A 14,294-nucleotide genomic window follows, 5' to 3' on the forward strand; every position below is an offset into this window, starting at 1 on the left:
AACTTTGTGCAAACGCGTCGTTAAAATCAAAACGCAAGAGAAAGCATATAAATACAGCTTGTCACGCCCACAATAACGACAAAGGTTCGGCCAATAGCGATATCTGCGATGTACATGACCGGATGCGCCATTCGCGTTATAGCAAATATAATGGCTGGCATAGACAAGTCAGACCAAGGAACGCCACTCAAGTTCACCGTTAAAATTGTGGCTGTGTAGAAAGCCAGCGCTTCCCAAGCATTGGATTGAGCAGCAATAATTCTCGCCGCACGCCCACTAAGTTTCCTCTCTTGTAAGCGTGGATGATGATTATCAAGATGACCGAGTTGCTGAACCTTGGCATATCCACCAAGACCTGCAAGTACATAAGGAATAACGCTAACAAAAACTAAAACAAACAGAGCGGTAGGCATAATAGTTCTCGATAAAAATGGGAACTACCTAAAGTCTAGCAACTCCTTATTCCCATAACTTCTTGCTCATCTCATTAATGCTTACGAAACACCCAAATAGGACCAATCAGTAAAAACTGAACGTCTTCAAAAAACGATGGTTTCTTCCCTTCGATTTTGTGCCCGATAAACTGGAAAATCCAAAGCACACCAAAAAGTAACATCGAAATCTGTAAAACTGACCAACCTAGTATGTCCATCGACCAGATCAGGCCGATACACGCAACGGTGTAGCCAATCATCATAATAAATACGCTTAGAGAAAGGCGGTAGTAAAAGATCCACGCGGGTAGCGCAACAACCCACACCCAGTTGAGATTGAACCCAAATAAAGGAATCTGCGGAATGGACCAAATCAAGCCAACCACCGATAAAAAGATGCCGGGTACCGCCACCTTGTGAATCTTTTGGTTGATTGGATTTTGATGGCTTTCGCCGTAGGCTTCTAACCATTCAGAAAGTGCACGCATAACTTCACCCTTAACATCGCCATAACATTTGTATAGTCGGTGCGAGTTAAAGGTGCTAGCTTTTGCCTGAAGATATTGACAATAAACAAAGTATCTGTGACCAAGTACAAAGTATGTTACTGATATTCCGATGAAATACGCTGCCCTTTAGTCAGTTTCGAATCCACAAGGTTATCGATTACTCATACTGCGGCAATAAGAGCTTTAACGCCTGATTAACCTGCCCTTTTTCTGCACTGCTCAAAGACCCCATCAACTCATGTTGCGCTTGAAGGTGCTGCTCTATCAGTGAATCAATGAGCTCGAAACCTTTTTCTGTGAGTTCGACAGTAACGCTGCGGCGATCTTCTTTACTGTGCTCACGTGCAATCAGACCTTTCTTCTCTAGCTTATCAAGCCGATTTGTCATAGCGCCGGACGTCAGCATCATGGATGAAATCAGCTCCGATGGCGTTAAACGATATGGCTGACCACTGCGTCGCAGCGTTGCTAATACATCAAACTCGCCCATTTTGAGGTCGTAACGTTTGTGCAGTTCGGCGACGTGGTTTTCCATATGCTTTGCGATTCTCATCAAGCGCCCCATGATCGCCATCGGTTCAGTGTCGAGCTCCGGCTTTTCCTTAGCCCATTGGCTTACCACTTTGTCAATTGCGTCCATTACCCTTTCATCTCCAAAGACATTCTGATTTACAAATTAATCTTAACATAAAGATACTTTACAAAAAGTCATTTCAAACGTATCGTTACAATAAATTATCTCAACGTAAAGATATTTAATATGAACATTTTACTCGCGATGATTCCGGCGTTCTTTTGGGGCACCACTTACGCCGTAACACAATTTACTCTGCCAGACTGGCCGCCAGTGTTGCTTGGCGCACTGCGAGCTTTGCCGGCTGGACTTTTGTTGCTTGCTATCAAACCATCACTACCAAAGAAACAAGATTGGAAGATCTTAATGGTACTCGGCACAATCAATATCGCCCTCTTCTTCGGACTCATCTTTGTTATGGCGTTGACCTTGCCTTCTGCCATTTCTGGCGTCGGTATGATTTCTGTCCCTGTGTTCGCGATGCTATTTGGCTGGGTTGTATACAAACGACAACCAAGTTTGATTCAAGGGATAAGTGGCACAGCACTGATTGCATTAGCGTGGTTCCTGTTTGATCCTAGTTCGATCACACTTAACCCCATTGGCTTGATCGCAATGCTCTCGGCAATTATGTGTATCGTTATCGGCAGTAGCGTCACTAAGTCTCTTGGGACAAGAATGCACTGGTGGACGGTCCTAACGTGGCAGCTCATCTTAGGCGGTATAATTCTTTCTATCGCCGCAGCCATCTTTGCGAGCTTTAATCCAGAACCATATGTGAGTGCCCTACAAAACACATCATTAAGAAACGTCGGTGGTTTATTGTGGGTTATCGTACTCAACACTGCGCTTGGTTACGGCATGTACGTGTGGCTATTGCAACGCATGTCGGTGGTGGACTTTACCTTCGGTGGTATCGCAAACCCAGTAGCTGGCATTGTTTCTGGCTTAGTCTTGATGGGCGAAAGCTTCACTCCCCTTCAATACAGCCTGATGCTAGGCATGATCCTGATGTCGCTCGTTCCACAACTGGTGATGTCCTTTAAACAAAAACGCAGCATCAATCACGCAAAACCTTGTGAGTCGTAACACTCTACAAAGCGAAAAACAAAAAGCCTGAGTTTGTACTCGGGCTTTTAGGTTCTAAATTCTTCATTTCACCGTTATCGGCTTATCTTTCACACCAGCGTAGAACACCAAAATCTCTACCGGCTCACCACCCGTATTTGCGCCAAAATGCCATTGGTCGACGACTTCTGCAATTGCGTCTCCGGCTTTCAGTACGATCTTCTCTTCATCCTTTTTCGTGACTGTGATTTCCCCTTTCAGCACTATGCCCGCATTAATGACAGGATGTTGGTGCATGGGAAGCTGCACGCCCTTCGGGACGGTAATTTTCACAATAGTGACTTCAGGTTGGCCTTTGGGGTATTCAGGCAAGGTAGTGCCATCCCAGCTGGTTGTCGTCTTGAGGACTACGTCGGCCTCCACTGAATCTGGCAAATGGGTGTCTGCCCATGCAAAGCTAAACACCAGTGAAAGTGCAATCACTGCAGTTTGAATCGGTTTCAAAGTTCTCTCCTTGTTTATTGATAACCTTTACTTAAACAGTAAGAGAGATTCAGGTATGAGCCTGACTTGAATAGTAAATATGTGAGGTTGAGAGCGATTTTAAGTCGTCCATAAAAAATGCCCACCGAATCGGTAGGCATTCTCTATTTCACAAAGTTTTAGCACTAGATAGCGTCTTTATTGGGAGAGCTTTTTCATTTGTAAGCCCATAAAGATGAAACTGATGCCTTCAATCAGTAACGAGATTCCGACAAACGTGCCCAATAACGTTGTTGAGAATGCAGGATCATCGAGCAACATGAAGAAGTAACCACCGATAAGCACTGAAATTACACCACTGAATACAATAACGTTGCTGCTTGGTAGGCTACGGTTGCTCAAACCAAAGAAGATGCGAGTCAAACCGTTTAAGATCATCACAATCACCATCAACATGGTAATCGTGACAAGGCCCGCTAATGGTTTGAACAAAATAAACAGACCACCCACGATATACAGTACAGCACTTAATACATACCAAAGCTTCTCTTTCCAAACATTGATGGAGAATGTGTGGTAAGCCTGAACCAGACCACTGAACAAGAGTACGGCACCCACAATGGTTGAGATCGTCACGCCTGCCAGTACGGGCAAACTCATTGCGCCAATGCCCATTAGTGCGATGATAACACCAACGATAACGAAGTATTTCCAGCCTTTAGATAGGAATGTAGGCTGTTGTGATTGATTAGAATTTTCCATTGAATGCCTCTTAAATTAAACGCGAGTCGCCTCTTCAGTCTAGTCTATTAAAAACGTAGAGAGTTCACAGACTTAACAGAAATACGTGTCCCGTTTGCATTAATAGATGTTAAACCTGTATCACATCGCCGCCTATACGCTATTTTTGAACAATAAGTTTCAAGATTGCTGGATTAAACCAGTGCAAAACAAGGAGATGGGGAGTAGGATTAGCGGCTTTCTAACGCCAGTTGCCTGCCTTTTCTTGATAAGTTCTCACTCTTTTGATTCAGGCTACATTTTAGAGGATGACATTTTGCTCGATCATCACATTCGCACCTTCATTTCTGAAAAGCTCAGTGCTGTCGGTATTAACAGCGACCCATATGGCATTGAACTCACCACCGTATTTATCCTAGCAAGCCTCACCGCGGCAGCTGTCAGTTATTTGATCGTGCATCACTTGATTGTTCGCTCAGTAAATAACGTGCTGCAGAAAGCCAACAAACCGCTCGCTGAAAGTTTGGCGAAATACGATGTATTAGAGAAACTTTCGCTGCTTATCCCGATTATGGTACTGGATGTTTTCATTCCCCTTGCAGTAGGCCACTATGATTGGCTGGCTGCTATCTTCGATAGGATTTTGAGCATTTCGATTTTGGTCATCTTTGTATGGATGATCTTCGCCCTGCTCGACGCAATGAATGACATCGCGACGTTTAAAGGCATAACCAAAAGAATGCCGATCAAGAGCTTTGTTCAGTTGATTAAGCTGTTCACCTTCTTTGTTGGCGTCGTGGTGTCTATGTCGATTCTCGCTAACGAATCCCCGGTCATTTTCTTGTCTGGATTAGGTGTCGCGACTGGTTTCGTGATGCTGGTGTTTAAGGACACGATATTGGGCTTTGTCGCTGGCATTCAGCTTTCTGCAAACCGCATGATCAGCTTGAACGATTGGATTCAAATGGACGCTTATGGCGCAAATGGCACGGTAGAAGAAATCTCTTTAACCACGGTGAAAGTCAGAAACTTTGACAACACAGTGAGCATGCTGCCTGCTTATGCTCTGGTTCAGAACGCATTTATCAACTGGCAAGGCATGTCTGATTCAGGTGGTCGCCGTATCAAGCGCTCCGTAAATGTTGACGTCACATCGATTCGTTTCTTATCTGATGAAGAAGTTGAAAAGCTGAAAAGCATTCGAATCTTGCGCCAATACATCTATGAAAAATCGCGAGATATCAACGAATACAATGAGGAAATGAGCGACGAACCAACTTTTGGCAACCTTCGTAAAATGACCAATTTGGGTATGTTTCGAGCTTATATTAATGCCTATTTGAAAGCGAACAAAGACATCCACCAATACATGCTTATCATGGTGAGACAGCTAGAACCGACGCCAGAGGGTATTCCGCTTCAAGTTTACGCCTTTACCAACAATACAGACTGGGCTTACTATGAAGGCGTACAAGCGGATTTATTCGATCACATCTACTCTATTATGCCTTTATTTGGTTTACGCCCTTACCAGATGTTCACGAGTCATGATGCCAGACAGATTGGACTGGAACAGGTCACCAGTAAAAACGCTCAGTAACATTGCCTCAAGAGTGAAGCCTATGCTTCACTCTCTAAACTGGGCGCGAGGTTTTTACGATTGTAACGGTGCTCCGTAAGCACCCCACCTTCCACCTTGTAACGCAAACCGTATTTACCGATACAGCCTCGTAACCTTGAACGCGTCAAATCTGATAAATCAGATGCGGTACTTGCTTTATCTACAAGCTGCACCCAATAGGTTTCCATTTTGTCCTTCACAATGATCTCCCCCGACCAACATTTATAGATTTAGGGAGAATTCTTACAAATACCGATAGTAGTCTGGATAGCATACGGCAGAACTTTTCTAACAGAATGCCTACGAGAATCGCAGTTTTCTCGTTCAAAGATGTATTAATGCGTTGAAAACAAAGCTTTCCGTCTAATTTTTCTATTACAAACTGAATCAATAGTTCAGTGATTAAATGATAAATTTCCCGCGATTCGCCTTTTGGAACCTAATTTTCAGAGAATGGCGTAAGTTACTGATAAGACTATGCCCAAGCGAATTTAAAGGGGTAATGCTTCACGCAATTACCCCTACTCGTTTTTCTAGCCCTTCTTGAATTTCACCAATCAATTACATTGGTTATTTGTACTTCCGACTTTTCGCCAGACACCCCATGTACCATCGGCGCCCGGTTCATTCCCTGAGGTCCACCATTGGTTATCCCACTCATCACCGTTCCAAGAAACACGATGGCAAGGTGACGCGTAAGTTTTACTCCTGTCCCACATTTCTCCTGTAGAAGCCACTTTTGCTTTTTGAACCACGACGACTTCTGATGTATCAAACAACGAACCGTCTTTGACGGTTAACAAGAAGCGATAGGTCGTGTCAGCAGCAATTTCTGCAAAACGAACGGTAGTCTCTTCCGTAGTTGGTGATGCTATATCTGCAAGGGGGGATGAAGGGGAAAGTTGTTTCCATTCAAAAGTTAATAAGTCACCGTTTGGATCGCTCGATTGAGCACCAGATAAACTAATCGACCCTGCACCTGTCAGTTCATATAGATTCGAGGTTGCCACTGCGATTGGAGCCTGATTTGTATCACCAGCCCCTTCCAGCTCGGTGTACAACAAGCGATTAGGTGAACCAGAACCCACGTTATAGAGCGCATTTGGCGTGCTGGATTCGATCAACGATTGTTTCAGTTCACTCGGTAGTGCTTCGGGATTGGCTTCTAGAAGACGAGCTACCTGCCCTGTCACATGGGGTGTCGCCATAGACGTACCAGACATTCTTTGATAACCACCATGATTGCGAGCGGAAATGATACTGGCCCCTGGTGCAAATAAAGTCACACATGTTCCCCAGTTTGAATCACTCCAACGATAATCATCCTTAGTTGATGCACCAACCGTGATAGAGTATTCCGAATGCGGCGTTTTGGTGCAAGCGTCTGTGTTGTTGTTAGCGGCAGCATGAACAAATGAGATATGATGCTGCGTAACCAATTTGTCTACTGCTTCATCAATAGGGGCCCATCGAGTACTGCGAGAAATACTGTAGTTGATTACCGCTGGCTGCCCTCTCTGCTTGGCATGTTCAATCACCCAGTCAAACGACTCAAGGATATCACTCCCCCAGCCTTTATTTTCGCAGTTCAATACTCTCACAGAATAAATATCGGCACCTGGAGCAATACCATACTGCTTTCCTGCCGCAGTGCCGGCTACGTGAGTTCCATGTCCATGGCAGTCAGATGCATCACCATCACTATCAACGAAGTCCCAACCGGAGATAGCCCGTCCCTCAAAATCAGGATGACTAAAGTCGATACCAGAGTCGATAACATAAATCGACACGCCTTTGCCAGTGTACTGGCCCACATTATATCGACCATCTAATGGTAAGTTACGCTGATCGGAGCGGTCTAATCCCCAAGATGCGACAGGTTCAGATGCCGTACTCAATTCACCATCAGCTGTAAATATAACGTCTCGATAAACACCTTTAACATCATTCATCGCTCTAAGCTGCGAAGCCTGATCCTGAGACATTTCAACAGAAAAGCTACTCAGGTTTCTATATACGTTTAAAGCTGAGAGAGGCTGATTTTCTTGAAGTGAGCGAGCAGACAAAGGTTTCGGCTCTGCATTCAATCGCTGTAGGACTTGATTCACTCTCTCTTCCATTGAGGAAGGTCGAGTAGATCGAGACATGGGACTAGATACATTTGAATCCTTTAACACCACAACATAGGTGCCTTGAGAAGAAGCATAAGCAGGAAAATTCAGTATCAATGGTAATGCACTTAAACAGAGTTTTTTATAAGGGAACATAATATTAAACCTTCAAAGACGGTATGTATGGCTGCTCGAATTGTTTGTTGGGATGCTTGTTTGTTGAAATACTTGTTTGTTTAAATAAATGCTTGTTGGGATGCATCCCAAGACAACCGACGAGCAGGATATAAGAGAGATAAAGTATGTCGGAGCATAAAGAATGCCGAGAGCGCCACTCCCGACAGCCTTTATGCTTTCGTGCTACTGGCAGGCAGCGCCCTTGTTGACCCAGACACTGGACACATCAGGCTGCTCGCCACGAGTCCACCACTTGGCTTCAAATTTAACCCCGTTATAGGTAACCTGAGCACCTCCGGAGTATGCTGCTTGACTTGACCATGGCAGCACAACATCACTTACGAGTTCCCAAGCATCACTACTGTCAGGTTGATTATTTTGACTCCAGTGCTTTGCCTTCCAAACCAACTGCTTGTAACTGACTAAGTCACCACCTGAATAGGATTTGTTGGCAGACCACGCGTCGTAATTCGTGGCATTTGGGTCACTGACGCTGCAGGTATTGCCGCTGGCTTTCACGTTAAGCGTTGTATTTGCGCTTGCACTCTCCCCTTTAGGATCGGAAACAACAACACTTAGCAAAAATTGACTATCAACCGTCACATCTGGCACTGAAAGTTGAATCGTGCCATCGGACATAGTCTGATAAGCTAAGCCTGAAGTGCTCCACTTAAATGACAGCACATCACCATCAGGATCTGATGCCGTCGCGGTTATCTCTATAACCTCTCCGGGTTTTGCATCAATACTGCTTGGAAGAGAGACTTCCGGTGCATGGTTCTGAGTTGGGTGGGGCTGAGCAATAATGGTGACCATATCACTGGAGCTCGATTTACCATCTGAAACCAACACAGAAAACACATAAGATTGCTCTTGTGTCGATTCTGCCAAAACCACATCGGTTGTCATTGCGTTATTTGCTTGAATGCTCGCGGGCAAACCCGATATCTGCTCCCAAATATAAGTTAACTTGTCACCATCAGCATCTGTGGATTTGTCGGCCGATAAGGTGATAGTTGCTCCTGACAATACTGACTGGTCTTCACCTGCGTGCGCTACGGGCTTATTGTTCTCGGATGGTTTTAAAGAATCTGACTGGACGATAGAAACCTCTAACGCTTGCTTTGGCTTCTCTATATCTAACGAGCTTAAAACAGCGTTATCACACACAACCTCTGCCCTTGTTGGATCATCGGCCTGCTTAAGGTTGATATGGAATTTGTTCATCACATTATCGTCGTAACGGAATCCAACCAACTGATAATTGTCCGTTTGGTGGTCTTGACCGTTATACACTTTGACATAACAACCTGTCGTATCGAGGCGATCAACAGGAGTAGGTTGATAAACAAATCCATAAGCGCCGTGCAAAGCAGGGAAAATGTAGCTGTCTAATTGCTGCTGAGGATCGTAATAACCTACTAGCGTCGTTACTGGTACACCATAGTCAGTTGGAATACGTGTTGGTTTACCCTCGGCTACCTGATCTTCAGTGGTTTCTAACCATGTTTTTCCATCACTGATGTAAAACTTACTATCACCTCGATCCAAGTTAACCAACTGACCATTAACATGAGCCGTCACTCCATAGCCAGAGTAACGCGCAATGTTCACAGCTTTGCCTACTGCAACATTTTCTGCACTAGGCAAATAAATATCGCGTATCCAACGTCCATCTCCCGTCTCGACTTTCGTGATGTCAAAATCGTTGATGTAGCCCAACAATACGGAGCCATCGATGTCGTCTTTGATCGTATTCAATTGTGATTGAGAGGTAATCGATTTCGATAACAAAATAGCGGGTTGCTGGAACGCTTGCATCGCTTTCGTTTCATCATTCCACTTAGTAAACCCAGTAGAAGATGATTCATCAAATGTGGCTTTGCCCTCCATAAAAGTCTGAATTTTCTCTAGCACATAAGGCGTATGCAGCGTGTATTTGGAAATTGGTGAAGTTGGCTCACCGCCCCCCATCGCATCTCGATTAAACTTGTAACCTTCAAATGCAGGAATGCCAATCCCATCGCTACAGCAAACTTGGTCTTCGCCATTACGCTTGTTCCACATGAAGTTGGCAATGAAACGCTTCTGAAATAGATCCCAGCCCCAAGCAGAGTTGATGTCCGTTGATGGGCGGTGTGTCGTCCCATCAGTGCCTCCAGGCCAATGACCCAATCCAAAGTTATGGCCAACTTCGTGACTCCATTCATTACCCACTGATGAGTCGATAGTCACCATGCCGTTGCCTCCACTACCACCGTGAGCAACAACACCATTTTGATAACGACCTACTGCTGCAATAGCGGTAATTTGGTTCGCCGTGTACGGGTGCGCTCTCTCTGACACTGACGTTGATGAGTTGATCCCATAGTTTGCGAGATTAATACCATGGGACATCAAGATCTTCGTGGTATACGCTCGCATATCTCCTTGGTGCCAAGTCCCAGTGCTAGGATCAAGCTCTGTAAGTAAATGTCCATCCGGTAGCATCACTTCATCAAGTTTCATGGTTTCGTAAGGGTTAACAATCAACTTACTTACCGGAATTTTCTGGAAGTAATCCTTGTGCAACTCTGGATTATCAGCAAAGTAGAAACGTCCCCTTGGATTAGTCAGCATCCCCAAATCCATCGTATTTATGAGCAATTCGTTAGGCGCGCCAATATCCAAATCGGACAGAAGACCAGATGTACTCCCATTGAGCAATTCCAAAGTCAGACCGGGTTGTATCCAAGTCGCAGGGAGCGTTACAGACCACATGTCTTTTGCGTACATAATGTCGAGGTTGGGACCGTCATGATTGGGAAGTTGCTCTGGTGTGTTTAGTGATAAAACACCCAACTGATTACCTTGACTATCTCGTGCAATAACTTTGACTTGTGATGAGACATTCAGTGGTTCAACTGGCTTAACAAGAAGTAAAGTATCACGCAATGCGGTGAGATGCGGCCTAGGGTCGCCTTTATCATTGTAATGAGGGACAGTAATATTTTGTGCATAAATCACCATCGCCTCAAAATCACCCTGTAAATTATTTACTGGCATTTCATTATTAAATTGAATAACTTGAGCGTTTGCCATTCCTGAAAGCAATATTCCACCAGCTATATTAAGTGCCATACTGACTTTATTTCTTTTCATACTTCCCTCTTCTATTTATATAACAACATTTCAACTAGCCACTGCTTTAGCCAGTGATAAATCTAATTATCTTTCTTAGACAACATAAGGATTAAGCTTTGCTGACAACCAACAAACCAAGACAAAATAAATAAAAAACCTATTAAATTTTAGAATTCACTTATTTAGCAGTAAATTATTTAACAATAAATATATCAAATAAGATTTTTTAGAGCGCCAGCTCCAACCAACAGATTCAAACCGATTCAAAACACATACAAATCAATAACTTGAACCAGAACAAAGCAGGAGGCTTATCTAAATCAAATATTTACCAATATATTTAAACGAATGAAAGTTTGAGTACTGAGTTTTAAACCAGCCTCTAGCTATAGATAAGTTCAGATTTATACTACAACATTAATATTTGCATTCGACTGATAAAAGTGAATATTAAAAATTAATTTAATTATCAATATAAAAATGGAATAAGAGTCAAATATTTCACTAGTTTCAATCAAGTTATATCATCACTCACTGAATCAATAACTCATTTTATAGAGCGTTTTTTAAGCTGTTATTTTTCTGGTAATAAAAAAGCGGAGAAGGAAGTCCCTCTCCGCTTTGCGCGTTATTGATACTTGCTTAAAGACGCTATGGTGTCACATCTGTAAACGTGAACGTGCCGTTATCCAGTTCGCGTTTCACTTCTTGCTTTTGGTCAAAATCAATCTTAGTCAGGTCAACTTTCTTGATTCTACTGTCGTGCATTGTGGTGTAGTACAGCGCCTTGTTACCTTGATCGATAACCGAAGTCCATTGTGTCGCACTTGGCAGATCTGGAATATGGCTACGGTACTCTGGGTTAAACTCGGTGCCAATTGGAATATCGAAGTTGTTCAGAATATGGAAGGCTTGTGACACCGCCTCTTCACCCGTTTTTGATTCTGGGGCTGTATTTACGAAAAATGCCGCACGTACAAAACGCGATGGTGGCGTAATGTCACCCGGTAAACCTAAGAAACCAGAACCAATACCAAAAGACTTCGCTTCGACACCACCGAATTTAGTCGGAGCACTGGTGCCTGGTTGCAAATGAATGTAGTTATTCAAGTTGGTGACTTGCCATGGGAAAGTTGGTGAATTAGTCAGTACTCCAACTTCGTTATCATAGATGTGCACTTGGCCATGGTCCATGATTTCAATAACGATGTTGTTGCCCGCTTTATCGGTAACGCGCCAATGTCCAGTCGGTGAAGGTTGACCTTTCTCATCAATATAAACAGGAACGATATCGATGTTTTTCATTGCCGTTTTAACTTCATCCACGGTTTTGAACTGCGACAGCATCCAACGTACAAAATCCATATCCGCAATACTGTCTGCTCGATCATTCGGATTATACGCTTTTAGTGAACCGTAGCCTTTGAAGTAGAACAAGCCTGCAGTTAGACCTTCTTCATTGATGCCTTCACCAATAAAGCGATCATCACTCACTGAAATACCAACAAAGCCGTACTTGCTCTTCCAGCTCAAACCTTGCTTTTGGTCTGGCATCGTTGAGGTAAACGTGTAATCACGAGGAGTAACAATCAGTTTACTATTGAGATCGCTCTCACCCCACTCAATTGTTCGAGCGTGAATGTGGTCGTTTGCAGTCGTCGAAAGTGAGATACCAGTACAAGCGGTCGCCGGAGCAATGATGCTTGCAGAGAGTGCCATAGCAAGGAGGGTTTTCTTTATCATTTTTAGTTCCACCAGAGGGGTAATAATTCGCGATTGTAGCCCTTTTTAGGCAACTTACAATCGAAAATATATAAAATTGATGGAATATAAAATTGTTGACAATCTTGATAGCACCGCCACCTCGCGTTCACTAGGTGGCGGTGTTCTCTAATTATAAGATGCCGAGGTTACCCTCCACTATCACTTTTTCTTTTGTTACCCCTTTCCTTGGATCTTCTTCGATGTGTTTTAACATATATTCATTGCCGGAAATATGTTGAAGTTTTAAGACAAAAAAAGTTTGATGCTCATGTAAGAACTCGTTTAAGTTCAAAACTTGAACAGAAGAAAACTTATTTTGATTCAGTTTAAACATAAACAAGGTGTTTAAAAATGAAGCATAATAGCCAGAATCGACAACTTGTGTTCCTTGATTATAGTTAACATCAGAAATATACCGACCATTCGAACCTACAATGTGGATCGAACGCTCTGAAAGATCTCCTTTAATAACAAACTGACTCGTTATTGCATTAAACCACGGGAGAGTAAGAGTAAATACCGTCAATATAATAAAAAATGCGACTTTCCTTCTCATTTTTATCACCACCAATGCAATTGCCCTGAAAATATTATTTCATCTAGGTAGATTTCTTTATCTGCCTTTTGCATTTTACCAACCCATTTCCCATCTTTTTCCAATAGTTTGACGGGTGTCATTCCCGAAGAGTACAAAGCCATGTCAATATCGATCACTTTTTCAGCAAATTCAGGTTCCAACCCTTCTAAATAAGAGCGCCCAAAATTTATAAAATACATAGAGGAACCAATAGTTGCATAGATTCCATTGTCAACCTTATACACTTTACCTTGGTATGTATTAATGGCTTTATATATTCCGGACTTTCCTGTCACTAATACTTCGAGCCCGCTATCTTCAAAGTGAACGTAACTGGAAAAGTAAGTTCCTAGTGAAAGGTACCAAGGAATCGAAAGTACAAAAATCGTTGAAATTCCTATCCTTAGTGAAACTCTTCTTACCTTACCCATAGAAGCCCCCATAGCATTCAAAACATTCAAATGCCTCTCTATAGATAAAGAAAAAAGTCAGCGCAATGATCACCATTCCAATCGATAGCTCCCAAAACATTGGAGCGGTTACAAACGCTTTTACATTAGAGGTTAACGATTTTTCATTGCTGGCTGAGATGTTTACCATAGGTAAAGTATTAGAAACAACGACTTTCGTTTGGCTTTCTTCAACACCTATCTCCTCACCTTTATCATTGTTTTTGATTGACTCTATAGGTTCAGATGTAACATTTGAATGAAATATTTCTAACTTCCTTGCATTAATAAATACATAACCTTCCCCTGGCAGGTTATTAATCTCGAGTCCTTGCTCCAAGCTGTTGAGTTTTTTTCTGAGTTTCATTATTGCGACAGCAAGTGAATTATCACCAACAACTCTTCCAGGCCATCCTCTTTCAATGAGGGTTTGTTTATCTATTACCTCTCCATGCGAATCACAGAACACTAAAAGCAAATTGTATTCACTTCGATTTAATTCTAGTGGCTGATTTTCTTTGCCCGATTCACTATCGATTAAAATTATCGTTCTTCTTACAGTATCAATAGAAAGCCGTTTGTACATTTTTTGCCCCATTTTTTGTTAGTCCACTTACATTTACATAAAAAAACATAAAGCGCCTAAATTCAAACAGTTAAACT

14 protein-coding genes are annotated in these 14,294 nt (G+C 42.9%); 2 read left to right on the forward strand and 12 right to left on the reverse strand.

Annotated features, from left to right (window positions below; all coding sequences use genetic code 11):
• Positions 1 to 26: 26 nt before the first annotated feature.
• From KHO06_RS10065 to KHO06_RS10075, 3 genes are all read right to left on the reverse strand, one after another.
• Positions 27 to 413 (reverse strand): MAPEG family protein, encoded by a 387-nt coding sequence (locus tag KHO06_RS10065; RefSeq protein WP_182053263.1) that lies wholly within the window; start codon positions 411 to 413, stop codon positions 27 to 29.
• 74 nt (positions 414 to 487) lie between these two features.
• Entirely contained in the window at positions 488 to 922 is a 435-nt protein-coding gene (locus KHO06_RS10070) for an Mpo1-like protein (protein WP_212581485.1), read from the reverse strand.
• A 178-nt stretch (positions 923 to 1,100) separates the two neighbouring features.
• The gene (locus KHO06_RS10075; RefSeq protein ID WP_212581486.1) at positions 1,101 to 1,583 is read right to left on the reverse strand and encodes a MarR family transcriptional regulator; all 483 of its coding nucleotides are present in this window, start codon (positions 1,581 to 1,583) and stop codon (positions 1,101 to 1,103) included.
• Between the two features lie 120 nt (positions 1,584 to 1,703).
• Here KHO06_RS10075 and KHO06_RS10080 point away from each other — a divergent pair, with 120 nt between their 5' ends.
• Positions 1,704 to 2,606, forward strand: coding sequence for a DMT family transporter (locus KHO06_RS10080; RefSeq protein WP_212581487.1), 903 nt, complete (start codon positions 1,704 to 1,706; stop codon positions 2,604 to 2,606).
• Between the two features lie 63 nt (positions 2,607 to 2,669).
• On the opposite strand, the gene KHO06_RS10085 is transcribed toward KHO06_RS10080, so the two are convergent.
• The gene (locus KHO06_RS10085) at positions 2,670 to 3,089 is read right to left on the reverse strand and encodes a cupin domain-containing protein (RefSeq protein ID WP_212581488.1); all 420 of its coding nucleotides are present in this window, start codon (positions 3,087 to 3,089) and stop codon (positions 2,670 to 2,672) included.
• A 177-nt stretch (positions 3,090 to 3,266) separates the two neighbouring features.
• Positions 3,267 to 3,830: a DUF308 domain-containing protein gene (locus KHO06_RS10090; RefSeq protein ID WP_005427746.1), complete on the reverse strand. Its 564-nt coding sequence runs from the start codon at positions 3,828 to 3,830 to the stop codon at positions 3,267 to 3,269.
• Positions 3,831 to 4,125: 295 nt separating this feature from the next.
• Between KHO06_RS10090 and KHO06_RS10095 the strand changes: the two genes are divergently transcribed.
• Entirely contained in the window at positions 4,126 to 5,409 is a 1,284-nt protein-coding gene (locus KHO06_RS10095; RefSeq protein ID WP_212581489.1) for a mechanosensitive ion channel family protein, read from the forward strand.
• A 20-nt stretch (positions 5,410 to 5,429) separates the two neighbouring features.
• Here the strand turns inward: KHO06_RS10095 and KHO06_RS10100 are convergent, their stop codons facing one another.
• From KHO06_RS10100 to KHO06_RS10130, 7 genes are all read right to left on the reverse strand, one after another.
• A complete protein-coding gene (locus tag KHO06_RS10100; protein ID WP_005427656.1) occupies positions 5,430 to 5,618 on the reverse strand; it encodes a hypothetical protein in 189 nt (62 codons plus the stop codon).
• 369 nt (positions 5,619 to 5,987) lie between these two features.
• Entirely contained in the window at positions 5,988 to 7,697 is a 1,710-nt protein-coding gene (locus KHO06_RS10105; protein ID WP_212581490.1) for a S8 family serine peptidase, read from the reverse strand.
• A gap of 204 nt (positions 7,698 to 7,901) precedes the next feature.
• Positions 7,902 to 10,859, reverse strand: coding sequence for a M66 family metalloprotease (locus KHO06_RS10110; RefSeq protein WP_212581491.1), 2,958 nt, complete (start codon positions 10,857 to 10,859; stop codon positions 7,902 to 7,904).
• Positions 10,860 to 11,492: 633 nt separating this feature from the next.
• Positions 11,493 to 12,584, reverse strand: a complete 1,092-nt coding sequence (locus tag KHO06_RS10115) for a choloylglycine hydrolase family protein (RefSeq protein WP_212581492.1) — start codon at positions 12,582 to 12,584, stop codon at positions 11,493 to 11,495.
• Positions 12,585 to 12,735: 151 nt separating this feature from the next.
• Positions 12,736 to 13,161: a hypothetical protein gene (locus tag KHO06_RS10120; protein ID WP_050909072.1), complete on the reverse strand. Its 426-nt coding sequence runs from the start codon at positions 13,159 to 13,161 to the stop codon at positions 12,736 to 12,738.
• 5 nt (positions 13,162 to 13,166) lie between these two features.
• Positions 13,167 to 13,613, reverse strand: coding sequence for a hypothetical protein (locus tag KHO06_RS10125; protein ID WP_038889812.1), 447 nt, complete (start codon positions 13,611 to 13,613; stop codon positions 13,167 to 13,169).
• Positions 13,606 to 14,217, reverse strand: coding sequence for a winged helix-turn-helix domain-containing protein (locus KHO06_RS10130; protein ID WP_038889833.1), 612 nt, complete (start codon positions 14,215 to 14,217; stop codon positions 13,606 to 13,608). Before KHO06_RS10130 ends, KHO06_RS10125 begins: the two co-directional genes overlap by 8 nt.
• Positions 14,218 to 14,294: the final 77 nt, after the last annotated feature.

The organism is Vibrio sp. B1FIG11 (genome assembly GCF_905175335.1).
Lineage (GTDB): Bacteria > Pseudomonadota > Gammaproteobacteria > Enterobacterales > Vibrionaceae > Vibrio > Vibrio campbellii.

What these genes read in the sequence shown, in the direction of transcription:
- KHO06_RS10065 (WP_182053263.1), bottom strand. Translation starts at nt 413, where the DNA reads ATGCCTACCGCTCTGTTTGTTTTAGTTTTTGTTAGCGTTATTCCTTAT.
- KHO06_RS10070 (WP_212581485.1), bottom strand. Translation starts at nt 922, where the DNA reads ATGCGTGCACTTTCTGAATGGTTAGAAGCCTACGGCGAAAGCCATCAA.
- KHO06_RS10075 (WP_212581486.1), bottom strand. Translation starts at nt 1,583, where the DNA reads ATGGACGCAATTGACAAAGTGGTAAGCCAATGGGCTAAGGAAAAGCCG.
- KHO06_RS10080 (WP_212581487.1), top strand. Translation starts at nt 1,704, where the DNA reads ATGAACATTTTACTCGCGATGATTCCGGCGTTCTTTTGGGGCACCACT.
- KHO06_RS10090 (WP_005427746.1), bottom strand. Translation starts at nt 3,830, where the DNA reads ATGGAAAATTCTAATCAATCACAACAGCCTACATTCCTATCTAAAGGC.
- KHO06_RS10100 (WP_005427656.1), bottom strand. Translation starts at nt 5,618, where the DNA reads ATGGAAACCTATTGGGTGCAGCTTGTAGATAAAGCAAGTACCGCATCT.
- KHO06_RS10105 (WP_212581490.1), bottom strand. Translation starts at nt 7,697, where the DNA reads ATGTTCCCTTATAAAAAACTCTGTTTAAGTGCATTACCATTGATACTG.
- KHO06_RS10110 (WP_212581491.1), bottom strand. Translation starts at nt 10,859, where the DNA reads ATGAAAAGAAATAAAGTCAGTATGGCACTTAATATAGCTGGTGGAATA.
- KHO06_RS10115 (WP_212581492.1), bottom strand. Translation starts at nt 12,584, where the DNA reads ATGATAAAGAAAACCCTCCTTGCTATGGCACTCTCTGCAAGCATCATT.
- KHO06_RS10120 (WP_050909072.1), bottom strand. Translation starts at nt 13,161, where the DNA reads ATGAGAAGGAAAGTCGCATTTTTTATTATATTGACGGTATTTACTCTT.
- KHO06_RS10125 (WP_038889812.1), bottom strand. Translation starts at nt 13,613, where the DNA reads ATGGGTAAGGTAAGAAGAGTTTCACTAAGGATAGGAATTTCAACGATT.
- KHO06_RS10130 (WP_038889833.1), bottom strand. Translation starts at nt 14,217, where the DNA reads ATGTACAAACGGCTTTCTATTGATACTGTAAGAAGAACGATAATTTTA.